The organism is Citromicrobium sp. JLT1363 (assembly GCF_000186705.1).
Lineage (GTDB): Bacteria > Pseudomonadota > Alphaproteobacteria > Sphingomonadales > Sphingomonadaceae > Alteriqipengyuania.
This window is the reverse complement of the sequence record NZ_AEUE01000003.1, coordinates 49,307-75,721: the sequence shown is the minus strand read 5'-3', so window position 1 is coordinate 75,721 and position 26,415 is coordinate 49,307. Positions and strand designations below refer to the sequence as shown.

28 protein-coding genes are annotated in these 26,415 nt (G+C 66.1%); 17 read left to right on the top strand and 11 right to left on the bottom strand.

Going from position 1 to position 26,415, the window contains the following annotated elements:
* Nucleotides 1-21: 21 nt before the first annotated feature.
* Genes ADAD_RS0104870 through hemC form a run of 3 tightly spaced genes read right to left on the bottom strand, consistent with a single transcriptional unit; the run spans nt 22 to nt 2,683 of the window.
* Nucleotides 22-996: a hypothetical protein gene (locus tag ADAD_RS0104870; RefSeq protein ID WP_010410419.1), complete on the bottom strand. Its 975-nt coding sequence runs from the start codon at nt 994-996 to the stop codon at nt 22-24.
* Nucleotides 997-1,053: 57 nt separating this feature from the next.
* Nucleotides 1,054-1,734, bottom strand: coding sequence for a uroporphyrinogen-III synthase (locus ADAD_RS0104865; RefSeq protein ID WP_010410418.1), 681 nt, complete (start codon nt 1,732-1,734; stop codon nt 1,054-1,056).
* A gap of 7 nt (nt 1,735-1,741) precedes the next feature.
* Complete coding sequence (gene hemC, locus ADAD_RS0104860) at nt 1,742-2,683, bottom strand: hydroxymethylbilane synthase (RefSeq protein WP_010410417.1); 942 nt, start codon at nt 2,681-2,683, stop codon at nt 1,742-1,744.
* A 45-nt stretch (nt 2,684-2,728) separates the two neighbouring features.
* Here hemC and tsaD point away from each other — a divergent pair, with 45 nt between their 5' ends.
* From tsaD to ADAD_RS0104800, 11 genes are all read left to right on the top strand, one after another.
* Entirely contained in the window at nt 2,729-3,757 is a 1,029-nt protein-coding gene (tsaD, locus tag ADAD_RS0104855; protein ID WP_010410416.1) for a tRNA (adenosine(37)-N6)-threonylcarbamoyltransferase complex transferase subunit TsaD, read from the top strand.
* Nucleotides 3,757-4,761 carry an NAD(P)H-dependent glycerol-3-phosphate dehydrogenase gene (locus tag ADAD_RS0104850; protein ID WP_010410415.1) on the top strand — a complete coding sequence of 335 codons (1,005 nt, stop codon included), beginning with the start codon at nt 3,757-3,759 and terminating at the stop codon, nt 4,759-4,761. The genes tsaD and ADAD_RS0104850 overlap by 1 nt, the downstream gene beginning before the upstream one ends.
* Complete coding sequence (locus ADAD_RS0104845) at nt 4,758-6,281, top strand: polysaccharide biosynthesis protein (RefSeq protein WP_010410412.1); 1,524 nt, start codon at nt 4,758-4,760, stop codon at nt 6,279-6,281. The genes ADAD_RS0104850 and ADAD_RS0104845 overlap by 4 nt, the downstream gene beginning before the upstream one ends.
* 109 nt (nt 6,282-6,390) lie before the next feature.
* Nucleotides 6,391-8,091 carry a vWA domain-containing protein gene (locus ADAD_RS0104835; protein ID WP_033193190.1) on the top strand — a complete coding sequence of 567 codons (1,701 nt, stop codon included), beginning with the start codon at nt 6,391-6,393 and terminating at the stop codon, nt 8,089-8,091.
* A 97-nt stretch (nt 8,092-8,188) separates the two neighbouring features.
* Nucleotides 8,189-8,881, top strand: coding sequence for an OmpA family protein (locus tag ADAD_RS0104830; protein WP_010410407.1), 693 nt, complete (start codon nt 8,189-8,191; stop codon nt 8,879-8,881).
* Nucleotides 8,882-9,037: 156 nt separating this feature from the next.
* On the top strand, nt 9,038-9,667 hold the full coding sequence (locus ADAD_RS0104825) for a hypothetical protein (RefSeq protein ID WP_010410404.1): 630 nt from the start codon (nt 9,038-9,040) through the stop codon (nt 9,665-9,667).
* Between the two features lie 99 nt (nt 9,668-9,766).
* Nucleotides 9,767-10,189, top strand: a complete 423-nt coding sequence (locus tag ADAD_RS0104820) for a response regulator (RefSeq protein ID WP_010410401.1) — start codon at nt 9,767-9,769, stop codon at nt 10,187-10,189.
* Between the two features lie 101 nt (nt 10,190-10,290).
* On the top strand, nt 10,291-11,466 hold the full coding sequence (locus tag ADAD_RS0104815) for an acyl-CoA dehydrogenase (protein ID WP_010410397.1): 1,176 nt from the start codon (nt 10,291-10,293) through the stop codon (nt 11,464-11,466).
* A gap of 180 nt (nt 11,467-11,646) precedes the next feature.
* The gene (gene maiA / locus ADAD_RS0104810) at nt 11,647-12,297 is read left to right on the top strand and encodes a maleylacetoacetate isomerase (protein ID WP_010410393.1); all 651 of its coding nucleotides are present in this window, start codon (nt 11,647-11,649) and stop codon (nt 12,295-12,297) included.
* Complete coding sequence (locus ADAD_RS0104805) at nt 12,294-13,304, top strand: fumarylacetoacetate hydrolase family protein (protein ID WP_010410391.1); 1,011 nt, start codon at nt 12,294-12,296, stop codon at nt 13,302-13,304. The genes maiA and ADAD_RS0104805 overlap by 4 nt, the downstream gene beginning before the upstream one ends.
* Nucleotides 13,305-13,419: 115 nt before the next feature.
* Nucleotides 13,420-13,953 carry a DUF421 domain-containing protein gene (locus tag ADAD_RS0104800; protein ID WP_010410388.1) on the top strand — a complete coding sequence of 178 codons (534 nt, stop codon included), beginning with the start codon at nt 13,420-13,422 and terminating at the stop codon, nt 13,951-13,953.
* Here the strand turns inward: ADAD_RS0104800 and ADAD_RS0104795 are convergent.
* Nucleotides 13,950-15,968 carry a TonB-dependent receptor gene (locus ADAD_RS0104795; RefSeq protein WP_050803698.1) on the bottom strand — a complete coding sequence of 673 codons (2,019 nt, stop codon included), beginning with the start codon at nt 15,966-15,968 and terminating at the stop codon, nt 13,950-13,952. The two genes, ADAD_RS0104800 and ADAD_RS0104795, sit on opposite strands and share 4 nt — an antisense overlap.
* A 126-nt stretch (nt 15,969-16,094) precedes the next feature.
* Between ADAD_RS0104795 and ADAD_RS0104790 the strand changes: the two genes are divergently transcribed.
* From ADAD_RS0104790 to ADAD_RS0104775, 4 genes are read left to right on the top strand one after another with little or no spacing between them, the layout of a single operon-like run.
* Nucleotides 16,095-17,618 (top strand): flavin-containing monooxygenase, encoded by a 1,524-nt coding sequence (locus ADAD_RS0104790; protein WP_033193207.1) that lies wholly within the window; start codon nt 16,095-16,097, stop codon nt 17,616-17,618.
* Nucleotides 17,619-17,638: 20 nt separating this feature from the next.
* Nucleotides 17,639-18,397, top strand: a complete 759-nt coding sequence (locus ADAD_RS0104785; RefSeq protein ID WP_010410380.1) for a competence/damage-inducible protein A — start codon at nt 17,639-17,641, stop codon at nt 18,395-18,397.
* A 59-nt stretch (nt 18,398-18,456) separates the two neighbouring features.
* Nucleotides 18,457-19,434, top strand: coding sequence for a polysaccharide deacetylase family protein (locus ADAD_RS0104780; RefSeq protein ID WP_010410377.1), 978 nt, complete (start codon nt 18,457-18,459; stop codon nt 19,432-19,434).
* Nucleotides 19,434-20,348, top strand: coding sequence for a GNAT family N-acetyltransferase (locus tag ADAD_RS0104775; protein WP_010410374.1), 915 nt, complete (start codon nt 19,434-19,436; stop codon nt 20,346-20,348). Before ADAD_RS0104780 ends, ADAD_RS0104775 begins: the two co-directional genes overlap by 1 nt.
* Nucleotides 20,349-20,405: 57 nt before the next feature.
* Here the strand turns inward: ADAD_RS0104775 and rplA are convergent, their stop codons facing one another.
* On the bottom strand, nt 20,406-21,101 hold the full coding sequence (rplA, locus tag ADAD_RS0104770) for a 50S ribosomal protein L1 (RefSeq protein ID WP_010410371.1): 696 nt from the start codon (nt 21,099-21,101) through the stop codon (nt 20,406-20,408).
* Nucleotides 21,102-21,103: 2 nt separating this feature from the next.
* Nucleotides 21,104-21,535 carry a 50S ribosomal protein L11 gene (rplK, locus tag ADAD_RS0104765; RefSeq protein WP_010410369.1) on the bottom strand — a complete coding sequence of 144 codons (432 nt, stop codon included), beginning with the start codon at nt 21,533-21,535 and terminating at the stop codon, nt 21,104-21,106.
* Nucleotides 21,536-22,047: 512 nt separating this feature from the next.
* Between rplK and ADAD_RS0104760 the strand changes: the two genes are divergently transcribed.
* Complete coding sequence (locus ADAD_RS0104760; protein WP_010410366.1) at nt 22,048-22,779, top strand: CPBP family intramembrane glutamic endopeptidase; 732 nt, start codon at nt 22,048-22,050, stop codon at nt 22,777-22,779.
* Here the strand turns inward: ADAD_RS0104760 and ADAD_RS0104755 are convergent.
* From ADAD_RS0104755 to secE, 3 genes are read right to left on the bottom strand one after another with little or no spacing between them, the layout of a single operon-like run.
* Nucleotides 22,776-22,982 carry a hypothetical protein gene (locus tag ADAD_RS0104755; protein ID WP_010410363.1) on the bottom strand — a complete coding sequence of 69 codons (207 nt, stop codon included), beginning with the start codon at nt 22,980-22,982 and terminating at the stop codon, nt 22,776-22,778. The two genes, ADAD_RS0104760 and ADAD_RS0104755, sit on opposite strands and share 4 nt — an antisense overlap.
* A 23-nt stretch (nt 22,983-23,005) precedes the next feature.
* Nucleotides 23,006-23,542 carry a transcription termination/antitermination protein NusG gene (nusG, locus tag ADAD_RS0104750; protein WP_010410361.1) on the bottom strand — a complete coding sequence of 179 codons (537 nt, stop codon included), beginning with the start codon at nt 23,540-23,542 and terminating at the stop codon, nt 23,006-23,008.
* A gap of 26 nt (nt 23,543-23,568) precedes the next feature.
* The gene (gene secE / locus ADAD_RS0104745) at nt 23,569-23,790 is read right to left on the bottom strand and encodes a preprotein translocase subunit SecE (protein ID WP_010410358.1); all 222 of its coding nucleotides are present in this window, start codon (nt 23,788-23,790) and stop codon (nt 23,569-23,571) included.
* 234 nt (nt 23,791-24,024) lie between these two features.
* On the opposite strand from secE, the gene ADAD_RS0104740 reads away from it, so the two are divergent.
* Nucleotides 24,025-25,548: an alanine/glycine:cation symporter family protein gene (locus ADAD_RS0104740; RefSeq protein ID WP_010410355.1), complete on the top strand. Its 1,524-nt coding sequence runs from the start codon at nt 24,025-24,027 to the stop codon at nt 25,546-25,548.
* A 79-nt stretch (nt 25,549-25,627) separates the two neighbouring features.
* Here ADAD_RS0104740 and ADAD_RS17070 read toward each other — a convergent pair whose 3' ends face one another.
* Both ADAD_RS17070 and ADAD_RS0104735 read right to left on the bottom strand, forming a co-directional pair.
* Nucleotides 25,628-25,777: a hypothetical protein gene (locus ADAD_RS17070; protein ID WP_192807573.1), complete on the bottom strand. Its 150-nt coding sequence runs from the start codon at nt 25,775-25,777 to the stop codon at nt 25,628-25,630.
* 197 nt (nt 25,778-25,974) lie between these two features.
* The gene (locus ADAD_RS0104735) at nt 25,975-26,415 is read right to left on the bottom strand and encodes a VOC family protein (RefSeq protein WP_010410352.1); all 441 of its coding nucleotides are present in this window, start codon (nt 26,413-26,415) and stop codon (nt 25,975-25,977) included.

Below are 26,415 nucleotides of genomic sequence, written 5' to 3'. Positions count from 1 at the left end.
CCGCTGGTCGGTGCGGCGCAATCAGTTTTCGGGCGTAGGCGAGACCACCGGGCTGGGCTGATCGATCCGCTCACCCGAACCATCGCGCAAACGGCGCGGTTCGAGCACGGCGGCGGTCTCGATCAGGTCGAGCGCGCGCTGCGCGGCGGCATAGCGGCGCACATCGGAAATCCAGTCTTCCGCTGCGTCGGACCCGGGCATGTTCTGCACCTCCTCGATCGCCGCTTCGTAGCGCCCGGTTTCGAGGAACATGCGCGCCCGTTCCAGCCGCCGCTTGGGCTGCGGCGAAGGGGCGGTCTGGCGGCGGATCACGAACAGGTTGGAAAGCTCGCGCCGCAGGCGTTGCAGGCTCGGCTCCTGCGGAGACGCACGCAACGCCGGTTCGAGACCTTCGAGCCGCGCTAGCAGCTGGTCGATGGTGACCGGATCGCGCGACATCTGCACCAGCGTGCGCACGGCATTGGGCAGTGCGTCGCCGAAGCGCAGGCGCAACTGGTCCGCCAGATAGCCGAGTTCGACGCCGCGCTCGATCGAGCGGCGGGTGGCGAAGGAGATCAGCAGGCCTTCGGCGCGCGCCGCATTGCCCGCCGCCGCCTCCGCCTGCAGGTCAAGCCGGGCAAGGCGCCGCTCTGCCGCGGCAAGCCGCTGTTCGAGGCCGCCCTGCTGCTGTTCCACCCGTTCCACGCTGGCGTTGGACGCAGCGGCGCCGGGCGAACCCTTGGCCTGCCCTCTCGATGCGCGCGGCGTGGGAACGGCCACCGCCTGCACATCGCCGGACTTGTCCCCGGTCGCGGCAGGGGTTGCGCCCGCGCCGACCAGCGCCTGGCTGTCTTCCTGTGTATTATCGGTCAGCGCGGCGACGGCATCCGTATAGGTATCCGGCCGCCAGACGAGGAACAGGGCCCCCGCCGCGACCAGCAGAACAATCACCAGCGCTATGCCCAGCAACGCGCGCGAAAACCGCGTACGATCCTGCGAGGCTTCATCCAAATCCATTATATATCCAGTCCCGTGTCGCCCCGAGATCCCGCAACGGAGCTTAGCGGTAAGTGGTTAATGGCACATATCCGCAGCCAGGGAAAGCAGGGCTGCATCATCCGGCTCCGCTGCCACGGCCACGCTTTGCCAGCCATCTGAAACACTTCGCGCGATACGCGGAGCCAGCGCGGCGAGCGCGATAGCGCCGCGATCCACCCCCGTGCGATCGCACTCGGCGGCGAAATGGCTGGCGACGGCACCGGAGTGGAGCAGCACGATCCCGCCTTGCCCCAGCCGCGCGGCCTCGCGCTCGGCCAGCGTATGGTGAACGATGCGATAGGTCGTGGCGGTTGTGATGTGGACATGGGCGGGTGCGTGGAGCGGCAGATGCTCTTCGCCCGCGAGCCGCAGCAGGCGCAGGGGCCGGTCGGGTGGCAAGGCATCGACCAGTTTCTGCAATCCGCCCTTGCCCACCTGCGCGATCGGGAAGCCGCGCTCCTGCGCCTCGCGCGCGGTCGCCGCGCCCACCGCGTAGACGGGCAGGCCGGTCAGTTTCTCCAGCCCCTCCCCCGCATGGCGCAGGCCGTTGGCGCTGCCCAGCAGGATACCGTCGAAAGCGCCTTCGGGCAGCGTCCAGCCGACCGGCTCGGCCCCCGATAGCGGCATGGCCTCCATCGGCAGGCCCAACGCGTGGCCACGGTCCATCGTGGCGGAAAGGCCGGGTTCGGGCCGGAGGACGAAAACGCTGCGCCCCATCGCGCGCTCAGGCCTTGCCGGAGAACAGCGCTGCGATCCCCGGTGTCGCCCGGCCCAGCAGGTCGGCTCCGAAAGCGCGGATCGTTTGCGCGTCGTCGGGTGCGACCGCGACCGATCCGTCGACCCGCTCGCCCCCGTCGGCACTGAACAGCGCGGCCTTGAGGGCGATCCGCCCGCCATCCAGCTGCGCCAGCATCCCGACCGGGCTGTGGCAGGTGCCGTCCAGCGCTTCGAGCAGCATCCGCTCGGCCATGACTTCGGCGGCACTCGGCGCGTGGTCGATGGCGGCGAGCATCTCGCGCGTCTGCGCATCGCCGGATCGACATTCGATCCCGATGGCGCCCTGCGAAGGCGCGGGGAGCCAGTCCTCCAGCTCCAGCGGCGTGCCCACGCCATCCTCGCCCAGCCGTTCCAGCCCGGCCGCGGCGAGCAGCGTCACATCCGCCTCGCCCGCCTGCAGCTTGGCCATGCGCGTGGCGACATTGCCGCGAAACAGCACCACCTCGATGTCGGGCCGCAGGTTCTGCATCTGCGCGGCGCGGCGCGGCGCGCTGGTGCCCAACCGCGCGCCCTGCGGGATCGCGGCCACCGATGATGCGCCCAGCAGCACATCGCGCCGGTCCGCGCGCTGCAGGATCGCCCCCAGCGCGATCTCTGGCGGGCGGATGGTCTCCACATCCTTGAGCGAATGGACCGCCGCGTCGATCCGGCCTTCGGCCAGCCAGGCATCGAGTTCGCGCGTCCACAGCGCCTTGCCGCCCAGATCGGCCAGCGGGCGGTCCTGCACCTTGTCCCCGCCGGCGACCACCGGCACCAGTTCCACCGCGCCTTCATCCCACCCGTGGGCGGAACACAGGCGCGCGCGCGCCTCGTGCGCCTGCGCCATCGCAAGCGGGGAGCGGCGCGTGCCGAGACGGATGAGCGGATTGTTCTGCAGGCTGGTGGTCATAGGCTTTCCTTGCCCTACCTTCGCGCTGCTTTAAGGGAAAGGACCATGCAGACCGTACTAGGGATCGAATCCAGCTGCGACGAGACCGCAGTCGCGCTGGTGGCGGCGGACCGTCGGATCATCGCGCAGCGCGTTGCCTCGCAGGACGATGCGCACCGCCCCTATGGCGGCGTGGTGCCGGAAATCGCCGCGCGCGCGCATGCGGAACGGATCGCCCCGATGGTCGCCGAAGTGATGGAAGAGGCCGGGATCGAGCTGGCGGACCTTTCCGCCATCGCAGCCACCGCCGGGCCGGGGCTGATCGGCGGCGTGATGGTCGGCCTGGTCAGCGCGAAGGCGCTGGCGATGGCGGGCGATGTGCCGCTGATCGCAATCAACCATCTGGAAGGCCACGCGCTCAGCCCCCGGCTGGTCGATGAAACCCTCGAATTTCCCTACCTCCTGCTGCTGGTATCGGGCGGGCACTGCCAGATCCTGCGCTGCGAGGGCGTGGGTCAGTATCGGCGCCTCGCCACCACGATCGACGATGCGGTGGGCGAAGCCTTCGACAAGACGGCCAAGATTCTGGGCCTCGGCTTTCCCGGCGGGCCAGCGGTCGAGAAACTCGCGCGCGAGGGTGACCCCAAAGCCGTCCCGCTGCCGCGCCCGCTGGTCGGCGGGAAGGAGCCGCATTTCTCCTTCGCCGGGCTGAAAAGCGCGGTGTTGCGGGCAAAGGATAGCGGCCGGTATTCGAATGCCGATATTGCCGCGAGCTTCCAGCAGGCGGCCATCGACTGCCTGACGGACCGGCTGGAACGCGCCATCGCAAACGATGGCCACGCCCCGGCGCTGGTGGTCGCGGGCGGTGTCGCCGCCAATGCCGGCGTGCGCGCCGCGCTCGAAGCGCTTGCCGCGAAGCACGCGATGCGTTTCGTCGCGCCGCCGCCGAAATTGTGCACCGATAATGCTGCGATGATCGCCTGGGCTGGGTGCGAACGGCTGGGCCAGAGCGATCCGCTGGACTACAAGGCACGCCCGCGCTGGCCGCTCGACCCCGAGGCAGAGCCCGCGCGCGGAGCGGGAGTGAAGGCGTAATGGCGCAGGTTGCAGTACTTGGTGGCGGGGCCTGGGGCACCGCGCTCGCGCAGATGCTGGCGAGCCCCTTCGATGACGGAAACGCGCGCGATGTGCTGCTGTGGGCGCTGGAGCCCGAAGTGGTCGAGGATATCAACACGAACCACCGCAACAGCCGTTTCCTGCCGAGCGCTCAACTGGCGCCGAACATCCGGGCGACCGGCGATCTGAAAGAGGTGGCGGACGCCGGCACGATCCTGGCCGTGGTGCCCGCGCAGCACCTGCGCAGCGTGCTGTCCGATCTGCCCGGCTTTTCCGGCGATCTCGTCATCTGCGCCAAGGGAATCGAACAGTCGACCGGCGCGCTGATGAGCGACGTGGCGGCCGAAGCCAGCCCGCAGGCCACTCTCGCCGCGCTGTCCGGCCCCACCTTCGCGCACGAAGTCGCGGACGGATTGCCCGCTGCGGTGACGCTGGCATGCGGAGGGGGCAAGGCACAGTGGGAACGGCTTTCCCCCGTTATCGCCCGGCCCCACTTCCGCCCCTATTATTCCGACGATCTGATAGGCGCGGAGATCGGCGGCGCGGTCAAGAACGTGCTCGCCATCGCCTGCGGCGTGGTCGACGGGCTGGCGCTGGGCCAGAATGCGCGCAACGCGCTCATCACGCGCGGCTTCGCCGAGATGGCGCGGTTCGGCGCAGCGCGCGGGGCCAGCTTCGATACGATGACGGGCCTGTGCGGGCTGGGCGATCTGGTGCTGACCTGTTCCTCCACCTCCAGCCGCAACTTCTCGCTCGGCAAGGCGATCGGCGAAGGCCAGAACGCTGCCGATCTGATGGCCAACCGCCAGACCGTGGCCGAAGGGGCGCACACCGCCCCCGTGCTCCAGCGTCTTGCCCGCGCGGAAGGCATCGACATGCCCATCGTAGACGCGGTGGTCGCACTGCTCGATGGGGCACGCGCCGACGATGTCGCGGACGCGCTGCTCGCCCGGCCGCTCACGACCGAAAGCCGCCCCGCTTGAGCGATCCGGGCTCCGCCGCACCACCTGCCAGCCGCGACGCCAGGGATGCCAATGCCGACATGGCAGCACTGGCCCGTGGCGGGCGGACCAATTTCTTCGGCTTCCTGATCCGGCTGGCCGCGCGCATCCCCTTCCTGTTCATCGCCGGGCGCATGTACGGCGACGACATGCTGGGGCGGTTCGCAGCCGCCGTGGTGGTGATCGAACTGGCCAGCCAGGTCGCGGTGCTGGGACAGAAGCGTGGCCTCGCCAAACAGTTGAGCGAGGACGACGCCCGGCCGCCGTCGCACATCGTGGCCGATGCCATGGTGCTGAGCATCATTACCTCGCTGGCGTTCACCGGGCTGCTGATCGTCTTCCCGGGTCCGATGTTCCCCAATGGCGCGAACGGGGATCTGTCCTGGCTGCTGGTCTTCACCATCCTGCCCTATGCGCTGACCGAGGTTGCGCTGGCGGCCTGCGCCTATCGCTACGATATCGGCGCAACCGTGCGCAGCCGCGCCGTGGTGGAACCGTGGACGATCTCCATCGCAGCCGGTGCGCTGGCCCTCGTGGTCAAGGATAGCGGGCTGGAGCTGGCCTATGTGATCTCCATCCTTGCCGCTTCGGTCGCGGCTTTCATGCCGGTGATCCGCCATTACGGCCTGCCCCATGGCTGGAGCCCGCACCCCGCGCGCGTCTTCCGGCTGGCCATGCGCAACCTTCCGCTGGCGGGCGCGGACGCCATCGAGTGGGGCACGCGCAAGCTCGATCTCTTCATCCTCGCGCAGTTCGCCACGCCCGCGCAGGTCGGCGTCTATTACGCGGTGCAGCAGGTCGCCACGCTGCCCCAGAAGCTCAAGACCAGCTTCGACCCCATCCTGGGCCCGGTGATCACCGCCGCGCTGAAAGTGGGCGACCGTTCGGCCATCGCCAAGCAGGTGTGCCAAGTGGGATTCTGGATCGTCGCCATGCAGGCGGGCGTGGCGCTGGCGCTGGCGATCCCCGGCGAGGCAGTGATGGGCCTGCTGGGGCCGGACTTCGTCAGCGGCACCGCCGCGCTTTCGATCCTGCTGGTGGCCGAAGTGGTCGCCGCGCTGGCCGTCGTCTCCGAAAGTGCGCTGATCTACATCGCGCGGATGCGCAATCTGCTGATTTCCATTGCGACGATCCTGTTCCAGGCCGCGCTGACCATCGCCCTGATGGTCGCGATTACCGAATACGACCTGTCCGAAACGCTGCGCGCGCCCGCTGCGGCCCTGGCGCTGGCCATCGCGCTGGCGGTGTCGAGCATCGCGAAGAGCGTGCTGCTGGGCCGTATCCTCGGGGCCACGGTGAACAATTTCCGGTGGGGGCTGTTCGCCGCCGCGATACCCGCCGCGCTGGTCGGCTGGGCAGCCACGCAGGTCCCCGAATGGCTGGAGCTGGTCGTGGGCATTCCCGCCATCCTGCTGACCTATGGCGCGATCATCTGGTTCGTCGGGTTCCGTGCGGACGACCGCATCCTGTTCCGCCGCAACATTACCAAGGAGGATGGATAGCCGGACCGCCCCGGGTCGGAGGCAAGCGGATATTCAGAAGACATTCACGGCCAGCGCCCGAGGTTTCGTGCAGCAGTGCCCGGAAATAAATATAAAGGGGAAGCGAGTGATGGGGATCAGTAAATTCGCAGTCGTCGCGCTGGTCGGCATCGGCCTGGCGGGGTGTTCCACTTCCGGCGATACCGGCGGCAGCGCGCAGGACCGCGCCAGCTCGGTTCCGATCCCGCCGCCCCCTCCCCCGCCGCCACCACCACCACCTCCTCCGCCGCCCCCGGCGATGGCCATGGCCTCGCCCAGCACGGTCGTCGTGACCGGCTCGCGCATCTCGGCAGAGCAGGCCGCCACGCCGGAAACGCAGCAGAGCACCCCGTCCGATCTGCGCTACGTCCCGTCCATCGTCGTACCCACGCGGCCCGACCGCGAACGCTACGACGGCAAGGAGGTCGCCGAAGTCGCGGTGACGCTGGAACAGCCGGTCTCCACCTTCTCGGTCGATGTCGACACGGGCTCCTATTCCAATGCCCGCCGCATGCTGACCGACGGGCAGATGCCGCGCGAGGCAGCGGTGCGGACCGAGGAGTTCGTGAACTATTTCCGCTACGACTATCCGCGCCCCGGTGCAGGCGAAGCGCCCTTCACCGTAAACATGGATGTCGCGCGCACCCCGTGGGATGCGGACACCCGCCTCGTGCGGATCGGCCTCGCCGGATATGATGCCCCCAAAGAAGAGCGCCCGGCGGCAAACCTGGTCTTCCTGCTCGACGTTTCGGGCTCGATGGGTTCGCCCGACAAGCTGCCGCTGGTGAAGACCGCGATGAAGACGCTGGTCGGCCGCCTGACGCCCGAAGACCGCGTCTCGATCGTGGTCTATGCGGGCGCGGCGGGTCTGGTGCTCGAACCGACCAGCGACTCGCGCGAAATCCTCGCCGCGCTCGATGACTTGCAGGCGGGCGGCTCGACCGCCGGGGGCGCGGGGCTCGAACTGGCCTACCGCGTGGCCGAGGCAAGCAAGGTCGACGGCATCAACCGCGTGATCCTGGCAACCGACGGCGATTTCAACGTCGGCCTGAGCGATAACGACGCGCTGCTCGAATATGTCGAGGGCAAGCGCAAGAACGGCATCGCGATGAGCGTGCTGGGCTTCGGGCGCGGCAATATCAACGAAGCGCTGATGGAGCAGATCGCGGACCGGGGTAACGGCAATTACGGCTACATCGACAGCGCGATTGAGGCACGCAAGGTGCTCGGCGAACAGCTGGGCGCAACGCTGTTCACCATCGCCAAGGACGTGAAGATCCAGGTGGAATTCAACCCCGCCGTCATCAGCCAGTACCGCCTGATCGGCTACGAGAACCGCATCCTGCGCGAGGAGGATTTCGACAATGACGCAGTGGATGCGGGCGATATCGGCTCCGGCCATCAGGTGACGGCTCTGTACGAGGTCGTGCCCGCAGGCGGCGACGGGTGGATTCCCGAACGCCGGTATCAGGACCGGATTCCGCAGGCGGCGAGTGGTCAGGCGAGCGAGGCGGCCTTCGTCAAGCTGCGCTACAAGCAGCCCGATGGGGACACCTCCACGCTGATCACGCAGGTCCTGCCTGCCGCACGGCTGGCCAATGCACCCGCACCGGGCGGCGACTTCGCCTTCGCCACCGCCGTTGCCGCCTTCGCGCAGAAGCTGCGCGGCGATACGCTGCTGGACGATTACGGCTATGGCGCCATCCGTTCCCTCGCGGGCACGCAGAGCGACTTCTACCGGCAGGAGTTCATCAAGCTGGTCGGCGTGGCCGAAAGTCTCGACCAGCCCTGATCCACGCTTTGCCATCTTGTCCTTGTGGGCAGGCGCCGTCTATCGGGGCGGGGTGAGAGATCGCCCCGCCCTTGTTCTTTGCGCCGGTGCCCTGCTGGTGTGCGCAGCCGCTCTGGTCAGCGCCAGCCAGACCGCGACCGGCCTCGTGCGCCAGTTGTCGCAGGCGGTCAGCGAACTGCCTGCGCAGGGGGACGACCCGGCGGTCGATGTGCGCTTCGTCACCTCGCGCGGCTGGCCCACCCGCCACCCGATGCTGACCCCCAACCGCGACCTTACCGAACTGGAGCGCGCACGCATCGCGCAGGCCATCGCCGATATTCCCGGCGTGGGCGGCGTGCACTGGACCGACGGCACCATGCTGGCCGCAGGCGACACCGATATCGAATCGCTGCGCTGCGAGAGCGATCTGCTGGACGTGCTGGCCGAACGCACGATCCGGTTCGAGGAATCCTCCGCCGAATTCATCCCCGGCAGCGAGGAACTGCTCGACGAACTGGCCACAGTGCTGCGCCCTTGCGTGGGCGCGATCGTCGCGATTTCCGGCCATACGGACACGTCGGGCTCTCCGCAGGTCAATCTTGCGCTGTCGCAGGACCGCGCACAGATGGTCCGCCGCGAACTGATAGAGCGCGGCATTCCGGCGCAGAACCTGCGCGCGACCGGCTACGGTTCATCCCGCCCTGTCAGCGGCATCGACCCGGCGGACCCGGCCAACCGCCGGATCGAATTCCGCGTGGTGTCGACGGAGATCACCAAGCCCACTCCCATAGACACCCCGGCGGCGAGGTAAGACATGGCACTTTCGATCGAACTCGTGGTCCTCTCCCTCGCCGCCTATGCTCTTGGCCTGGGGCTTGGCGCGGGCGCTGCCAGCCTGTGGCCTTTGCGGTGGGAGCGTTTTCGCGTTAATGCGCGGGAAAGAAAACACTAGAGAGGTTCCACGTTCATGCTTGAACTGATCGAAGCCAACTGGCTGCTGATCCTGCTGGCCGTGCTGGTCGGCTTCGTGATCGCCTGGTTTCTGCTGTCCGGATCGCGCAAGACCAAGGTGACGCGCGACGACACGCCCGGGGAAAAGCCCGGCGCCAGGCGCAACCAGGCGCTGATCGACGCTCCTCCTGCCGCCGCGAAGGAACCCGCTGCGGCGCCCGCGCCCGAACCCGCGCCGACGCCTGCCCCCGCCCCTGCTCCCGCACCAGCCCCTGCTCCCGCACCAGCCCCTGTGCCGACCCCCCGGGCCGAACCGGCGGCAGCGGCTGCCAGCATCGGCGGCGCGGGTGCAGCGGTCGGCACGGCCGTCGCTGAAGAAAGCGAGGCCGCGCAGCAACGCCCGGAAGGCGCAGACGACCTGACGCGGCTCAAAGGGGTGGGCCCCAAGCTCGCCGCGCAGCTGCAGGACCTGGGCGTGACGTCCTTCGCCCAGATCGCGGCCTGGGACGAAGCCGATATCGACCGGATCGACGATCAGCTGGGCCGGTTCAAGGGCCGTATCCGGCGCGACAACTGGATCGAGCAGGCGAAGTTGCTGAACAGCGGCGACACCGCCGCCTATGAAGCGCGCTTCGGCAAGTTGTAGATAGCCCGCCGGCAACAAACTGCTCTTTATCGCAACCACTTGGGAACGAACCTGTACCGGGTCCGTTCTACACTATTCGTGGCCGCTGAAGGAGAGCACATGGAACAACCGGTCATCCTCATCGCGGAAGACGAACCGATTGTCGGCATGGATCTCAGCGACACGATCGCCGAGGCCGGCTACGAGGTCGAAGGCCCCCACGGGGATCTGCATTCGGCCATGCTCGCCTTCCAGAAGCGCAAGCCCGATCTCGCGATTCTCGACATTCGGCTGCACGATACGGTGGTCTTTCCCTTTGCGGAAAAGCTGATCGCCGAAGACGTGCCCATTATCTTCCATTCCGGTCACCTTCCGCTGGAAGAAGTATCGAACCGGTTTCCCGAGGCGCTGGCACTGGCGAAGCCCTGCCCGCCGGGCGATATCATCACCCAGGTCCAGCAGACGCTTCAGCCCGATCAGAACCGGGCCGACGGCGAGCAGGCCCGCGCATCGCAGGCCGCGCGCGATCCAGAGACGGCCTGAACGCCATCTCCGCCAGGCGGCCCCGCCTTTCGGCGGGGCTTGCCGGGGTGGCCCCCGATTTGCCATGGGCATGGGCAACCAAACAAGCGAGCCCGACACCCATGATCCCCTTCGACGCCACCGACCCCTTCCGCCTCGACGACCAGCTGACCGAGGACGAGCGGATGATCCGCGAGTCCGCGCACGCCTTCGCGCAGAGCGAGCTCCAGCCGCGGGTGATCGACGCGTTCCGCGAGGAAGCAAGCGCGCCCGAACTCTTCCCGCTGATGGGGCAGGCAGGCATGCTGGGCGTCACCGTGCCGGAAGAATATGGCGGCGTCGGCGCCAGCTATGTCGCCTACGGCCTCGTCGCGCGCGAGATCGAGCGGGTCGATAGCGGCTACCGCTCCATGGCCAGCGTCCAGTCGAGCCTGGTGATGTACCCGATTCAGGCCTTCGGCAGCGAAGAGCAGAAGAAGAAGTATCTCCCCGGCCTTGCCAGCGGCGAACTGATCGGCTGCTTCGGCCTGACCGAACCCGATGCAGGTTCGGACCCGGCAGGGATGAAGACCCATGCCAAGAAGGACGGCGACGATTACGTCATCTCGGGCAGCAAGACCTGGATTTCCAACTCGCCCTTCGCCGATGTGTTCGTGGTCTGGGCCAAGAGCGAGGAACACGGCGGAGCCATTCGCGGCTTCGTGCTCGAAAAGGGGATGGAGGGCCTTTCCGCCCCCAAGATCGAGGGCAAGCTTTCGCTGCGCGCCAGCACGACGGGCATGATCATGATGGACGAGGTGCGCGTGCCCTCCTCCGCCATGTTCCCCGAAGTTCAGGGCCTGAAAGGTCCGTTCTCCTGCCTCAACCGTGCGCGCTACGGCATTAGCTGGGGCGCAATGGGCGCTGCGGAATTCTGCATGGACGCCGCGCGCCAGTACGGGCTCGACCGGCAGCAGTTCGGCGTGCCTCTCGCCTCCAAGCAGCTCTACCAGTTGAAGCTGGCCGACATGCTGACCGAAATCGCGCTGGGCCTGCAGGCCAGCTTGCGCGTCGGCCGCCTGATGGACGAGGGCAACTGGTCGCCCGACATGGTTTCGATCGTGAAGCGCAACAATGTTGGCAAGGCGCTGAACATCGCGCGCGTCGCGCGCGACATGCACGGCGGCAACGGGATCAGCGAGGAATACCAGATCATGCGCCACATGATTAACCTCGAGACGGTCAACACCTACGAGGGCACGCACGATGTCCACGCGCTGATCCTTGGGCGCGCGATCACGGGGATTCCTGCGTTCTAGGGTCTGCGCTTTGAGGGCCGCGCTGTCCTACTCGGCTGGGCCGTGCGATAGGTCGCAAATGCGCTCCGTCTCGCCCCCGCCGAACATGTCTTGTCAGAGCGTGGAACGGCAGCCCGGTTTTTCGCCTTTAGACACTGTGTCAGGTGTGTCAGGCCGCGCCGCCATTCACGGGAATTACGCATGAAACTCTACGGCTACTTCCGCAGCTCGACCAGCTACCGCCTGCGGCTCGCGCTGCAATTGAAGGGCCTCGAATACGAGAATTGCCCGGTCAACCTGCTCGAAGCCGAGCAGAAGGGCGAAGCCTTCGCCGGCCGCAACCCCTTCGCCACGGTTCCCATGCTGGAGGTGGACGGAAAGGACCGCGTCCAGTCGATGGCGATCATCGAATGGCTGGACGAAGCATACCCGGAAAAGCCGCTGCTGCCCGCCGATATCGAACAGCGCTACCTCGCGCGCGAACTGGCCTATGCCATCGCGACCGAACTGCATGCCCCGCTCAACGTGCCCGTGCTCAAGTACCTCAAGACCGAATACGGGCAGGATCAGGCAGGCGTGGAAACCTGGTATCGCCACTGGCTGGCGCGCACATTGCAGCCGATCGAACGCCGCCTCGCGCAGCTGAACACCGGCGATTTCCTGTTCGACAAGCCCGGCTTCTTCGAAGTCGTGCTGATGCCGCAGATCTACAACGCGCGCCGCTTCGGCTACGATTTTGGCGACGCGCCGCACACAACCCGGATCGAAGCCGCCTGCCTCGCATTGGATGAAGTGCAGCGGGCGCACCCCGATAACCAGAACGACACCCCCGAAGGAGAGACAGTCCAATGAAACTCGCCACCCTCAACGATGGAACGCGCGACGGCAAACTGGTGGTCGTTTCCAAGGACATCACCCGCTACTGCGCGGCGGACAACATCGCCGCGACCATGCAGGACGCGCTGGACGACTGGGCGAATATCGCGCCCAAGCTCGATGCGCTCTACCGCGATGTGAACAACGAAGCCGTGCCGTGCGAGCGCTTCCACGAGCGCGAGGCCCATTCGCCGCTGCCGCGTGCGTACCAGTGGGCCGATGGCAGCGCGTACATCAACCATGTCGAACTGGTGCGAAAGGCGCGCGGCGCCGAGGTGCCCGAGAGCTTCTACCACGATCCGCTGATGTACCAGGGCGGCAGCGACGACTTCCTGCCCCCGCGCGCCGACATCCCGCTGAAGGACACCAGCTGGGGCTGCGACATGGAAGGCGAGATCGCCTGCATCACCGACGATGTGCCGATGGGCGTGTCCTCGGACGAGGCAGCCGACCACATCAAGCTGCTGATGCTGGTCAACGACGTTTCGCTGCGTGGCCTGATCCCCGGCGAACTGGCCAAGGGCTTCGGCTTCTTCCAGTCCAAGCCCGCGACCGCGTTCAGCCCCGTCGCGATCACGCCCGACGAGCTGGGCGATGCGTGGAAAGACGCCGTGATCCAGTTGCCGCTGATGGTCGACTACAACGGCGATCCCTTCGGCCGCGCCGATGTGGGCCAGGATGCGACCTTCAGCCTCGCCGATCTGGTCGCGCATGCGGCCAAGACGCGCAATCTGGGCGCAGGCTGCATCATCGGTTCGGGCACCATCTCGAACCAGGGGCCCGATGGCGACCCCGGCAAGCCGGTGAGCGAAGGGGGCAAGGGTTACTCCTGCATCGCGGAAATCCGCATGATCGAAACCATCGCCAGCGGCGAAGCCAAGACGCGCTTCATGCACCCGGGCGACACGGTGAAGATCTGGATGGAAGACGATAAGGGCCATTCGATCTTCGGCGCGATCGAACAGAAGGTGGTGGAGGCGTAGCGCCGACCCCTCAATCCGTTCGTGGTGAGCCTGTCGAACCGCGGACGGAACCGCACATTCGCCCTTCGACAGGCTCAGGACGAACGACGCAGTCCTTTAGGAGCCTAAGCAACCGATGTTCTTCGACGATACGACCTACGACCTGATCGCACGCGGGACGATCCTGACCGCGATCGGGATCGTCTACGTCATCGCGCTGACCCGCGTCGTCGGCCTGCGCAGTTTTTCCAAGATGACGAATTTCGACTTCGTCATCACCGTCGCCAGCGGGACGGTGCTCGCGGGCATGGGCCGCGCGACGGACTGGCAGGGCTTCGCCCAGGCGGCGCTGGTGATGTTCGCGCTGTTCGCGGTGCAGTTCGTGATCGCGAAATTCCGCAAAACCTCCGAGACGTTCGAGGAAACGATCCAGAACGATCCCGTGCTGCTGATGGTCGATGGCCGGTTCTGCACCGAGGCCATGGCCGAAACGCGCGTGGCCCCGTCCGACATCATCGCCAAGCTGCGCGAATCGAACACGACGCATTTCGACGAAGTGCGCGCGGTAGTGCTGGAGACCACCGGCGACATCTCGGTACTCCACGGCGAGCACCTCGACCCTGCGATCCTCGAAGGGGTGCGCGACCTGCGCGAGCCGGAGCGTACCTAGAAGCCGTAGCGCACGCCGGCCCACAGCGTTCGCGGTGCGCCGAGGTCCAGAGCGCCGCCGGAAACCCGCGTGACGATCTCTTCGTCGAACAGGTTTTCGCCCCGCAGAACGAGATCGAGCTTCCCTACCAGCGGCACCTGCGCGTAGGCCCCCAGCGTGGTGAAGGCGGGCAGCACTTCGCTTTCCTGATCGTCCTCGAACTGGTCGCCGACATGGCGTAGCGAGAGCGAGACCAGTGCGTTTTCCGCCATTTCGTAGGTCAGGCTCGCCGCCGCCATCCATCGCGGGCTTTGCGGCGGAGCATTGCCGTCGAGCGCGAGCGAGGCCCCCGCCCCCTCGATCTGCGGGTCGGAGTACGACAGGCTGCCAATGAACCGGATCGGGCCGCGCGTCGCCCGCAACCCCGCCTCGATCCCGCGCGTCTCGATGGCAGGCAGGTTCTGGCGCTGGCGCAGGTTCGCCCCCAGCGTGACGTTGGCGATGGCGTTCTCCAGCCGGTTGTCGAACGCGGTGAGCGAGAGTTCGACGCCATCCAGCGGCCGCCAGTCGAGCCCCGCCTCCACCCCGCGCAGCTCCTCGTTGCGCAAGTCCGCATTGGCCTGCGTCACCACGGGGAAGACCACGAAGGGGCGGTACAGCTCGTTCAGGGTCGGCAGTCGCAGCCCGCTATAGGCGGCCGCGCGCAGGTCGAGCGAGGGGCTGGCCCGCAGCAGCGCGCCCGCGCGCCAGGTCAGCGACCAGTCGCTGCGGTCGGCGAAGCGGTTGTCGATCACGATGGCGCCGTTCGCATCGGCCTCGCGGAAGAAGCCATCGGCGATGGTGGTCCGGTCCGCGCGCAAACCGCCGGTCAGGATCAGCTGTCCTACCTGCCAGTCGTCCTCTATGAAAAGACCCAGATCGCTGGTGACACCCCCCGCACGGCGCCGGGCGGTGATCTGTCCGGTGAAGGAGCTGATCGGTTCTTCCTGCAATTCGCCTTGCGCCCGGCGGTAGTCCACGCCCAGCCGCAAGGTGTGCGCATCACCCACCGGAGGGCGCACCTCGATCTTGCCGCCCAGCCCGGTCGAAGGTGTGTTTCGCTGGTCGAGCACCGGAACGAAGCGGCTGGAGCTGACGACGATATTGGAGAAGTTGCGCGCCTGCACATAGGCCAGCGCATCGACCTGCCAGCGCCCGCGCCCAACCACTCGGATGCTGTAGTCCTGCCCGCTGGCCGAGCTCTCCGCCCCCTCGAAACGCAGCGTGCGCGCATCGTCGAAGGCGAGGACGCGCGCCTGCAGTTCCAGATCGTCCGACAGCGGAGCGACGGCACGCAGCTGGCCCGACACGCTGTCGAACCGCGCGGGCACGCTGGCAGGTACGAGCTGACTTTCGGGCGCGGTGTAGAAGCCCGGACCGCGATCCCAGCGCAGCGCGCCGGTGGCGTAGCCACGGCCGAGCGGAGCGGAGAAACTGCTCGCAGCCTCCGTCCCGCCGCGATCGTTCACCAGCACGCTCGCCCCCAGCGGGGCCTGCATCTCGGGCGACAGGCTCTCGATCGCGATGGTCCCGGCCAATGCACCCGCCCCGAACGGACCCGAACCGCCGCCGCGCGTCACCGCGATCCGCCCGACCTGCTCGGGGATCAGCGCCGCGAAGGGGACATAGCCGAAGAACGGGTCCGCCACCGGCACGCCGTCGAGCGTCACCAGCGCGCGGCTCGTGGCATTGCCGCCAAGCGCGCGCAGCGTCACGCCCTGCGCGGTCGGGTTGGAGGACCGGCTGTCGGACCGGCGGAACTGCTGAAAGCCCGCGACGTCCGCCAACGCCTCCTCGATCCGGCCGGAAGGCACGGTCAGCACGCTCTCGCGATCGATCTCGACGGTGCCGTACGCAGGGCTCGCCGGCGTATCGGGCAGCCCCTGCCCGGTGACGATTATCAGTGGATCGGCGGGTTCTTCCTGGCCCTGCGCCAAGAGCGGCGCGGGAATACACAGGCAGAAAATCACGGAAAAACGGGGGATACGAGCATGCATGTCCACCGCCCTAGCCTGACTTCGCCCGCGCGTCAGCCACAGGAGAAAGGCACCCTCGCCAATGGCGCGGCCTTGCGATAGGTTGCGATGCGATACGGAGAGTGGCCCGATGGACAGGCGGCGATGATGGACAACAAAGACAATGATTTCGACGTGCTGATTGTCGGCGCGGGCATCTCGGGGATCGGCATGGCCGCCCACATGGAGGAAATGTGCCCTGGCAAGCGCTACGCGATCCTGGAAAGGCGCGACAACCTCGGCGGCACGTGGGACCTGTTCCGCTACCCCGGCGTGCGGTCGGACAGCGACATGCACACGCTGGGCTTCATCTTCGAACCCTGGCGGCATGAAAAGAGCATCGCGGATGGGCCCGCGATCCTCGACTACCTCCACCGCATCGTGGACGAACGCGGCATCCGCGAGAACATCCGCTTCGGCATGTGCGTCGAAACCGCCGATTTCGACAGCGCAAGCGCGCGCTGGATCGTCACCGTCGTAACCGGCGAGGGCGAACGCAAGCGGCTGACCGCCAACTGGCTCTATCTCGGTTCGGGCTACTACGACTACGACGAGCCCTACGATCCGGGCTTTGAACTGGGCGAGTTCGCCGGGAAAGTGGTTCACCCGCAATTCTGGCCCGAGGACCTCGCCTACGATGGCAAGAACGTCGTGGTGATCGGATCGGGCGCGACCGCGGTAACCATCGTGCCTTCGATGGCCAAGCACGCGGCGAAGGTCACCATGCTTCAGCGCACGCCCACCTGGATGTTCAGCCGTCCTGCGCGCGATGGAATGGCCAACACCCTGCGCAAGATCCTGCCCGAACGCGTGGCCTACAAGATCACGCGCTGGAAGAACGTGCTGTTGCAGGATGTGGCCTTCAAACGCGCGCAGACCCGGCCCGAGAAGGTGAAGGATTTCCTGACCAAGAAGATGCGGGAGAACCTGGGCGACAAGTACGATGCGGCCGCCTTCACCCCGCCCTACGATCCGTGGGACCAGCGCCTGTGCCTGGTGCCCGATGCGGACCTGTTCGAAGCGATCAAGAGCGGCAAGGCAGACGTCGTCACGGGCCGTATTGCGCGCTTTGCGAAAGACAGGGTCGTGCTGGAGGACGGGCGGGAGATACCGGCCGACATCCTCGTCACCGCCACCGGCCTGAAGCTTGCCGTAGCGGGCAAGATCGCGGTCTCTGTCGATGGAGAGCCGGTCGATTTCGCGCAGCGCTTCTATTACAAGGGCTGCATGTTCTCGAACCTGCCGAACCTTGCGGTAGTGTTCGGCTATCTCAATGCCAGCTGGACTTTGCGGGCCGACCTCAATGCGGCATACGTGTGCGAAGTGCTCAACCTGATGGACGAGAAAGGCGCCGATATCGCGGTGCCCGCGCTCAGCCAGGCAGAAGAAAACGCGCTGGAGGAGGACGATATCTTCGATTTCTCCTCCGGGTATATCCAGCGATCCAAGGCGATCATGCCGAGAAACGCGGTTTCCTTCCCCTGGCGGCTCAACCAGGATTACCGGGTCGACCGCAAGCAGATGAAGCGCGACCCGATCGACGACGGCATCCTGCATTTCAAGGGCGTGAGCCACGCACCGGACGATCATGCGGCACCGGCACCTTCCAGCACCGCGCGCAGCCCAACCTGAGAACGCGAGCCCTTTTTTCCATGACCGATCGTATCTGGACCGCCGCGCTCGTCGTCATCGGCGACGAAATCCTGTCCGGCCGCACGCACGACAAGAATATCGCGCAGGTGGCCGAATGGCTGCAGGTGCAGGGCATCCGCCTGGCCGAGGTGCGCGTCGTACCGGACGAGGAAGACCGGATCGTTGAGGCGGTGAACACGCTGCGCGAACGCAACGATTACCTCTTCACCACCGGCGGCATCGGCCCCACGCACGACGACATCACGGTGGACGCGGTTGCCGCCGCGCTTGGCGTGGGCGTTGTTGTCCATCCCGAAGCGCGCGCCACGCTGGAACGCTATTATGCGGACAAGCCGGGCGGATTGACCGAAGACCGCCTGCGCATGGCGCGCGTTCCCGAAGGGGCAGAGCTGATCCCCAATCGCATGTCCGGCGCGCCGGGTATCCGCATCGGTGCGATCTACCTGATGGCGGGTGTGCCGCATATCACGGCAGGCATGCTCGACGCGCTGACCGGCACACTGGAAGGCGGGGCGCCTTTGCAGAGCGAAACGATGGGCTGCTGGACCGCCGAGAGCGAGGTGGCAGGTCTCCTGCGCGAGGTCGTGAAGCGCAATTCCGAATGCCAGATCGGCAGCTACCCCTTCTTCCGCGAAGGCAAGGTCGGCGCGAATTTCGTCATCCGGTCGACCGACGCGAGCGCGCTGGCCGCCTGCGCGAAGGACCTGCGCGAGGCGCTGACAGACGCCGGCTATTCGCCGGTCCCGGGCGGCATCTGAGCAGGGCAGCGACAGAGGCGAACCGCGTATTAACTCAGTAGTGCTACCGCTGCGGCGTCATGACGAGCGTCTACCTGACCATTGATACCGAGTATTCCTCGGCCCTGGCGAACAGCCCCTGCCCGGTTGACCGGGCGGAGAACTTCGCGCGCTCTATCGCCTGCCTCACGCCCGATGGCCCGGCGGGTATCACGCACAAGCTCGAGCTGCTGAAACGCTACGGGCAGCGCGCGGTGTTCTTCGTCGATCCGATGCCTGCGCTTGTCTGGGGCGTCGCCGCGATAGAGGATGTCGTCGCACCAATACTGGCGGCAGGGCAGGACGTGCAGCTCCACTGCCACACCGAGTGGCTCAAATTCGCACCGCCGGGGGGCCCGTTCGCCGGCCTCGAAGGCCGCAATATCAAGGACTTTGCCTTCGAGGAGCAGTGCCGCATCCTCGAATGGGCTCGCGATACGCTGGTTGCCGCCGGCGCGCCGGATCCGGTCGCCTTTCGCGCAGGCAATTACGGGGCAAACAGAGACACGCTGCGGGCGCTGCGCGAAATCGGCCTGTATTACGACAGCAGCCACACGCCCGGAATCGTGGGCGGCGACAGCGCGCTGGATCTGCGCGCCACCGATACCCAGCCCCTTCTGTACGAAGGCATCATCGAGGTGCCCGTATCGTGTGTCGGCGACCTTGGGGGGCGTCTGCGCCACGCCCAGATCACGGCCCTCTCGCTCAAGGAAATGCGCGCGGCCCTGCTGCATGCGCGCGACGGGCGAATGACCTGCTTCACGCTGGTTTCGCACAGTTTCGAACTCATCAACCGCCGCAGCCTGGCCGTGAACAAGGTGGTCCGCGCGCGGTTCGAGGGATTGTGCAGGGCCTTGCAGGATATCGACGGGATATGGACCGCCGACTTCGCACAATCCCCACCGGTGAAGGTTTTTAACCGCGCCGAAATGCCGCGCCCGGTGCCGGCCAGCACGATTGCGGTGGGCCTGCGGTATGCCGAGCAGGCCGTATCGAACACGCTTTACGGTGCGCTGTAATGGCTGGCGAAAGTACCCAGATCGCGTTCACGATCGGGGCACGCCGGCTGTTCACGACCGACCGGGTGCTCGATCCCTTCGCGTTCTCGCTGGAGGAAGCCCTGGCAGGCATTGCGCCAACCCAACCACCGGATAGCTCGCACTGCGACGGGATCAGGGTGCTTTCAGCCCCGCTCTCCATGGAGCGGCAGATTGTCGCCGCCTTTCCGGGCCACATCGCGGGTGCGCGGGAGGAATTCCACCGCCACTATATCGCGATGGACGGCAGCTTCGAGGATTACCTGGCCCGCTTCTCCGGCAAGACGCGCAGCACGTTGCGGCGCAAGGCGAGGAAGTTCGCCCAGGCGGATGGCGGCGCGCTGGATATCCGCGCCTACACCGCGGCGGAGGAGGTCGAGCGCTTCCTCCAGCTCGCGCTTCCGCTGTCCGGAAAGACCTACCAGGCGCGCCTGCTCGACGCCGGGCTGCCAGACGGCGATTGCGCGCGCGATGAGATGCTGGCCGAGGCGGCGGCGGGGCGCATGCGCTGCTTCCTGCTGTTCCTCGGGGGCGAACCGGTCGCCTACCTCTCCCTGCCCGTTCGCGGAAAGACGCTGGTCTACGCGCATCTGGGCTACGACCCTGCCCACGCGCAGCTTTCGCCCGGAACCGTCCTCCAGATGGAAGCGCTGCGCATGCTGTTCGCGGAAGAGCGGTTCCGCTTCTTCGATTTCACCGAGGGCGATGGCGCGCACAAGGCGCTGTTCGGCACGCACAGCGTCGCGTGCTGTTCGTTCGTGCTACTGCGCCGGACGCTGGCCAACCGGGTGCTGCTTGGCGCGCGGGCGGGCTTCGATGCGGGCGTGGCCCGGGGCAAGGCGCTGGTGCAGGGCAATCGCTCGCTCGCTTCGGCGCGCAGGCTGCTCAGGGCATAGCAAAAGGCCGGAGCGTTTCCGCCCCGGCCCCTTGAAATTTCCAGTGAAACGAAAGGCTTACGCGCCTTCGACTTCGCTCAGGTCGATCTTCAGGCCCGGGCCCATCGAGGAGGTCAGCGTGACCTTCTTGACGTACTTGCCCTTCGCGCCCGAGGGCTTCGCCTTGACGATCGCATCGGTGAAGGCCTTGAAGTTGGTCTTCAGGTCTTCGTCCTTGAACGACAGCTTGCCCAGGCCCGAGTGGATGATGCCCTGCTTCTCCACGCGGAATTCGACCTGGCCGCCCTTGGCGTCCTTCACGGCCTGTTCCACGTTCGGGGTCACGGTGCCCAGCTTCGGGTTCGGCATCAGGCCCTTGGGGCCCAGCACCTTTCCGAGGCGGCCGACCACACCCATCATGTCGGGCGTTGCGATCACGCGGTCGTAATCGAGGTTGCCGGCCTGCATGTCTTCCATGAGGTCTTCCGCGCCGACCTTGTCGGCACCGGCGGCCAGCGCCTTCTCGGCATTGTCGCCCTTGGCGAACACGGCGACCTTCACGTCCTTGCCGGTGCCCGAGGGCAGCGCGACCATGCCGCGCACCATCTGGTCCGCATGGCGCGGATCGACGCCGAGGTTCATCGCGACCTCAACCGTCTCGTCGAACTTCGCCTTGTGCTCGCGCAGCGTGCTGAGCGCTTCGTCGAAGGTGTACAGCTTTTCCGCGTCGAGCTTCTCGTTCAACGTCTTCTGCTTCTTGGTAAGCGTCGCCATGATCAGCCCTCCACCACTTCGATGCCCATCGAACGGGCGGAACCGGCGATGATCTTGATCGCCTGATCCATGTCGTTCGCGTTCAGATCCTTCATCTTCTGCTCCGCGATCTCGGACAGCTGGCTGACCTTGATCGAGCCGATGATGTTCTTGCCCGGCTCTTTCGAACCCGACTTGATCTTCATCGCCTTCTTGATGAGGAAGCTGGCGGGCGGGCTCTTGGTGACGAAGGTGAAGCTGCGATCCGCATAGACCGTGATCTTGGTCGGGATCGGAGCGCCCTTTTCAAGGTCCTGCGTCGCGGCGTTGAACGCCTTGCAGAATTCCATGATGTTCACGCCGCGCTGACCCAGCGCAGGGCCGATCGGCGGCGAGGGGTTGGCGGTGCCGGCGGGCACCTGAAGGTTGATGTAACCTTCGATCTTCTTGGCCATGGGAGGCCTCCTTTTCTCACTGTCGCGCGGAGCCTTGCGGCCCACGCTCATGGTAAGCGGTCAGCGGCGATCCATGATCGCCTCCCGCATCGGGTTTTCCAAAGCTGTGCTCGGGAAGCGGCGCAGATAGCGATTTTGCCGCGAAATGCAAGCGATTCTCCGTGTGTCGCAGAGGGGCGAGAGGCGCGGCAGGGTGACACGTGTCGCCAATGTGCCCCCCGATAGATGATGGATCATGGTGTTGATATTGCGTGATTTATTCTGCCGCACCCAGCCCCGGGTGACACATTTCGCTTTTTCCGTCCGTTTTCTCCCGGCTTAGCTCGACCACAGCGGCCACCCCGGTCATCGCAGACCGGACCGGAGCAGGAAAGTACTCGCCGCACGCAGCGCGCCGGTTCGGCGCTGTGGCACGATCCGCGCTGTTTAGGCCCCGGTCCGTCCCGTTCTGGCGCGACTGCGCGGCAGGCCGGTTGCCAGAAGCGCCCATTTGCGGCAGTTGTCCAAGCCCAATGAAGCCACGCTCCCTCGCCAGAAACCGCCTGCGTCGACTCGGCTGGCTGCGGTTCGCGGTACAACTTGGCAGCGTGGCGCTGGCCTATTTTCTCGCCAGCATCCCCCCCATCCTGATCTTCGGCGAAACCAATGTGGGCGTGCTCGGCTCGGTCGTGGCAAGCATGGTCGCCGCCCTGCTGGTCGCGCGGCTGTGGCTCGCGTCGGACAACTGCCTTGCCCATGCGTGGAAGATCCGCCCGCCCACGAACATGCAGCGCACGCTCGGGCTGGCGGCGCTTGGCACGGGCGCGATCATCGCGCTGTTCGCCATCGGGGGGATCGTTATCGACGCTCTGGGGCTGCCGCCCATCGATGTGTCGCTGGTGATGGACTACGTCACCCAAAGCCCGACGAGTTTCGCACTGTGGATCGTGCTGGTCGCATGGTTTGCCGCGGGCTTCGGGGAGGAACTGCTCTATCGCGGCTTCCTGATGGACCGGCTGATGCGGCTGCGCGGCATGCGCGGGCGCAAGTGGCCCGCCGCGATCATCCAGGCGGCCCTGTTCGGCCTGCCGCATCTGTATCAGGGCTGGGGCGGCGTGCTGGTGACAGCCAGCATCGGCCTGTTTCTCGCCTGGCTGCGCTTCGCCAATCGCGGCAACCTGTGGGCCTGCATCCTCGCGCATGCGGCTGTCGACACGATCATGCTCAGCCTGGCCTACAGCCAGAGCCTCGGCTGGCTGGCCTAGCCTTTCGGCTGGCCCGAGCGGCGCGCATCGAGTTCGTGGCGCGGGATTTTCATGCCCTTGGTGCGGCTGGTCAGATGGAACCGGCGGCATAGCGCGCAGCGATAGGCGCGCAGCGTGAACGGCGCCTCGCGCGCAGCCAGTTCGGCTGCCTCGCGGGTCGCATATTGCTTCTTGCGATGCCAGATGCCGGGGCGCGTCTTCATCCGGCGCGCGCCCGTCCCGGTTCCTACTTGACCAGTTCGACCTGTTCGAAGTCCAGCTCGACCGGAGTCGCGCGGCCGAAGATCGAGACCGAAACCTTGACCTTCGCCTTGTCGAAATCGAGCTCTTCCACCACGCCGTTGAAGCTGGCGAAGGGCCCGTCGAGCACCTTGACCTGGTCGCCGATTTCGTAATCGACCGAAACCTGCTGCTTGGGCGCGGCCTTCGCTTCTTCCACCCCGCCGAAATAGCGCGCGGCTTCCTTCTCGGAAATCGCCTGCGGCTTGTTGCCCGCGCCCAGGAAGCCGGTCACCTTGGGCGTGTTCTTGACCAGGTGATAGACATCGTCGGTCATGTTCAGCTTGGCCAGCACGTAGCCGGGCATGAACTTGCGTTCGACCTGAACCTTCTTGCCGCGCTTGACCTCGGTCACGGTCTCGGTCGGCACTTCGACCTCTTCGACGCCCTCGGACAGGCCCAGGCGCTCTGCCTCGGCGATGATCGCGTCGCGGACCTTGTTCTCGAAACCGGAATAGGCGTGAATGATGTACCAGCGTGCCATGCAAATGTCCTGCGGGAAAAGGCGGCTCAGACGAGCGTGAGAAGGAAGCGGACGATCGCCCCGAACAGGGAATCGATGCCGAGGAAGAACAGCGAGAGGATCAGCACCAGGATGCTGACGAAGATCGCGGTCTGGATCGTTTCCTGCCGCGTGGGCCAGACGACCTTGCTCGTCTCCGTACGCACCTGACGTGCGAATTCGCTGATCGACGTCCTGCGCTTTTTCGTTTCGGCTTTGCCTTCGGCCATCTTTGCCGTCCCACCTGATGTGTATCGAACCAAACCAACGTCTCTTCCGGGAAGCCGGGATCGCCTTCCAGATCGCATGATCGGGAAGGCAGGTCTGCAGCTTCGATGTCGAGAGACCCGACCGCATCTAGGCCCGGATGCACGCAAACGCAAGCACCGGGAAAATCCGTTGCGCTGGACCGGCCCCGGATATAGCGTCCGCTCTTTCAGGGACGCATTCGGGGGAACTTTCATATGGCTGCGGAAGCGCAGATGACTCTGGACCAGCAGATGCTGGGGCCAGTAACCAACCTGTCCGAGTTTATCTGGGGCGGGATGTGGAACGGGGAACAGCTGCTCCCCTTCCCCCCACTGGCCATCGTGCTGCTTGGCGCGGGCCTGTGGTTCATGATCGGGCTGCGCTTCTATCCTATCGTCAAGCTGGGCAGTGCCTTCAGCACGCTGTTCAGCAGCCGCAAGGGCGAAGGCAAGGGCGAGATCAGCCCCTTCGCCGCCCTCTCGACCGCACTCTCCGGCCAGGTCGGCACCGGTAATCTTGCGGGCGTGGCGACGGCCATCGCGCTGGGCGGACCCGGCGCGATCTTCTGGATGTGGGTGACCGCGCTGTTCGGCATGGCGCTCGCCTTTGCCGAAGGTTCGCTCGCCATTCGCTATCGCGAGACGACCAGCGAGGGCAATTATCGCGGCGGCCCCATGACCTACATCATGATGGGTCTCGGCCCGAAATGGACGTGGTTGGCGGTCTTCTTCTGCATCGGGGCGCTGGTTTCCGCGCTGGTGACGGGCAACGGCATCCAGGCAAACGCTGTGGCGGACGGCCTGAACGAGCTGTTCGGGATCGAGGAATGGCTCGGCGGCCTGATCGTTGCGATTCTCGTGTTCATCGTCATCATCGGCGGCATCAAGTCGATCGGCCGCGTGGCGGAAAGCGTGGTGCCCTTCATGGCGGCCGCCTACATCGTCATGGCCATCCTCGCCATCATCCTGAACATTCAGGACATTCCGGAAACCTTCAGCCGCATCTTCGGCGGGGCGTTCAACACCCAGTCGGCCAGCGGCGGCTTTGTGGGTGCGGCGGTGATCCTTGCCATCCGGGCCGGTGTCGCCCGCGGGCTGTTCTCGAACGAGGCAGGCCAGGGCTCCACGCCGATCGCGCACGCCGTCGCGCAGACGGACGATCCGCAGTTCCAGGGCCGGATGGCGATGCTGGGCACCTTCATCGACACGATCGTGATCTGCACCATGACCGCGCTCGTGATCCTGACGGTGGAAGGCAACTTCACCCACGCAGGCCAGCCGGTTCTGCATGCATGGCAGGCCGATCTGGACGGTTTCGCGGTGACCAGCGGCGCCTTTGCCGCGGCCTTCCCGTTCGAAATCGCATCGATCCCTCTCGGCACGCTGATCGCCAGCATCGCCTTGCTGCTGTTCGTGTTCACCACCCTGCTCACATGGAGCTATTACGGCGAGCGCGCGATCACCTTCCTGTACGACCGGATTCCCGGCTCCACCCGGGGCGGAGAGAAAGTGCTGCACATGATCTGGCGCGTGCTGTGGTGCGTCGTGATCTTCCTTGGCGCGGGCCGCGAGTCCGACCTGATCTGGCGGATGGGGGATATTGCCAACGGCCTGATGGTCCTGCCCAACCTGCTGGGGCTTCTGCTGCTGTCTGGCGTCGTGTTCGCGCTGGCGCGGGGCGACAAGACCGCAGGCAAGGACTTCCACGCTGACACCCCGGAAGAACCCGAGGAATACTAACGGGCAATCGAGGCCACAACGAAAAGGGCCGGAGCGCAATCAAGCGCCCCGGCCCTTTTTCATTCAACGATGTGTGCGCTCAGTGCGCGCCGAACAGCCGCTCCCAAAAAGTGGGCTGATGCATCGGCTGGATCTTGCCGTACTTCATCATACGAAGCGTTGCATCGGTGTGCGAACGCGGGGTGGTCCAGCTGTCCGGACGGCTGCTACGAAATGGCATGCTCGACATTGGTCAACTCCTAAGATGGGCACCTGAGTGCTTTATAGCGCGAAAAATGCACAGCTCGTGAGCAGCGTTCCCGAATTTCCTGTGGGAACAAAAGGGAGACGGCAAAAGCAGCGCGCAAGCCAAGGGAAACCGGGCGGTTCCCGTGTGCGATCAAATTTCGGCGAATGTGACAAAAGGGGCGCAGCGCGCCGGAGAGCTCACCAGGTGCCGGTATTTTCCATCGACGCCCAGGGTTCCTTCGCGGGCAACGATTCGCCCTTCTGGAGCAGCTCGATCGAGATACCGTCGGGCGACCGCACGAAGGCCATGTGCCCGTCGCGCGGCGGGCGATTGATCGTCACGCCCTTGTCCATCAGGCGCTGGCAGGCGGCGTAGATATCGTCCACCCGGTAGGCGAGATGGCCGAAATTGCGGCCGCCGTCATATTCTTCCGGGTCCCAGTTATAGGTGAGTTCGACCAGCGGAGCCTGATCCGCCCGTGCACGGGTCTCGTCGCCAGGGGCGGACAGGAACACCAGTGTGAAGCGCCCGGCCTCCACATCGACGCGCCGCACTTCCACCAGGCCCAGCTTGTTGCAGAAGAAATCGAGTGAGTCGTCCAGATCGCTGACCCGGATCATGGTGTGGAGATATTCCAT

Coding starts and splice junctions, on each gene's coding strand:
- ADAD_RS0104870 (WP_010410419.1), bottom strand. CDS start 996: ATGGATTTGGATGAAGCCTCGCAGGATCGTACGCGGTTTTCGCGCGCG.
- ADAD_RS0104865 (WP_010410418.1), bottom strand. CDS start 1,734: ATGGGGCGCAGCGTTTTCGTCCTCCGGCCCGAACCCGGCCTTTCCGCC.
- hemC (WP_010410417.1), bottom strand. CDS start 2,683: ATGACCACCAGCCTGCAGAACAATCCGCTCATCCGTCTCGGCACGCGC.
- tsaD (WP_010410416.1), top strand. CDS start 2,729: ATGCAGACCGTACTAGGGATCGAATCCAGCTGCGACGAGACCGCAGTC.
- ADAD_RS0104850 (WP_010410415.1), top strand. CDS start 3,757: ATGGCGCAGGTTGCAGTACTTGGTGGCGGGGCCTGGGGCACCGCGCTC.
- ADAD_RS0104835 (WP_033193190.1), top strand. CDS start 6,391: ATGGGGATCAGTAAATTCGCAGTCGTCGCGCTGGTCGGCATCGGCCTG.
- ADAD_RS0104825 (WP_010410404.1), top strand. CDS start 9,038: ATGCTTGAACTGATCGAAGCCAACTGGCTGCTGATCCTGCTGGCCGTG.
- ADAD_RS0104820 (WP_010410401.1), top strand. CDS start 9,767: ATGGAACAACCGGTCATCCTCATCGCGGAAGACGAACCGATTGTCGGC.
- ADAD_RS0104815 (WP_010410397.1), top strand. CDS start 10,291: ATGATCCCCTTCGACGCCACCGACCCCTTCCGCCTCGACGACCAGCTG.
- maiA (WP_010410393.1), top strand. CDS start 11,647: ATGAAACTCTACGGCTACTTCCGCAGCTCGACCAGCTACCGCCTGCGG.
- ADAD_RS0104805 (WP_010410391.1), top strand. CDS start 12,294: ATGAAACTCGCCACCCTCAACGATGGAACGCGCGACGGCAAACTGGTG.
- ADAD_RS0104800 (WP_010410388.1), top strand. CDS start 13,420: ATGTTCTTCGACGATACGACCTACGACCTGATCGCACGCGGGACGATC.
- ADAD_RS0104795 (WP_050803698.1), bottom strand. CDS start 15,968: ATGCATGCTCGTATCCCCCGTTTTTCCGTGATTTTCTGCCTGTGTATT.
- ADAD_RS0104790 (WP_033193207.1), top strand. CDS start 16,095: ATGGACAACAAAGACAATGATTTCGACGTGCTGATTGTCGGCGCGGGC.
- ADAD_RS0104785 (WP_010410380.1), top strand. CDS start 17,639: ATGACCGATCGTATCTGGACCGCCGCGCTCGTCGTCATCGGCGACGAA.
- ADAD_RS0104780 (WP_010410377.1), top strand. CDS start 18,457: ATGACGAGCGTCTACCTGACCATTGATACCGAGTATTCCTCGGCCCTG.
- ADAD_RS0104775 (WP_010410374.1), top strand. CDS start 19,434: ATGGCTGGCGAAAGTACCCAGATCGCGTTCACGATCGGGGCACGCCGG.
- rplA (WP_010410371.1), bottom strand. CDS start 21,101: ATGGCGACGCTTACCAAGAAGCAGAAGACGTTGAACGAGAAGCTCGAC.
- rplK (WP_010410369.1), bottom strand. CDS start 21,535: ATGGCCAAGAAGATCGAAGGTTACATCAACCTTCAGGTGCCCGCCGGC.
- ADAD_RS0104760 (WP_010410366.1), top strand. CDS start 22,048: ATGAAGCCACGCTCCCTCGCCAGAAACCGCCTGCGTCGACTCGGCTGG.
- ADAD_RS0104755 (WP_010410363.1), bottom strand. CDS start 22,982: ATGAAGACGCGCCCCGGCATCTGGCATCGCAAGAAGCAATATGCGACC.
- nusG (WP_010410361.1), bottom strand. CDS start 23,542: ATGGCACGCTGGTACATCATTCACGCCTATTCCGGTTTCGAGAACAAG.
- secE (WP_010410358.1), bottom strand. CDS start 23,790: ATGGCCGAAGGCAAAGCCGAAACGAAAAAGCGCAGGACGTCGATCAGC.
- ADAD_RS0104740 (WP_010410355.1), top strand. CDS start 24,025: ATGGCTGCGGAAGCGCAGATGACTCTGGACCAGCAGATGCTGGGGCCA.
- ADAD_RS17070 (WP_192807573.1), bottom strand. CDS start 25,777: ATGTCGAGCATGCCATTTCGTAGCAGCCGTCCGGACAGCTGGACCACC.
- ADAD_RS0104735 (WP_010410352.1), bottom strand. CDS start 26,415: ATGGAATATCTCCACACCATGATCCGGGTCAGCGATCTGGACGACTCA.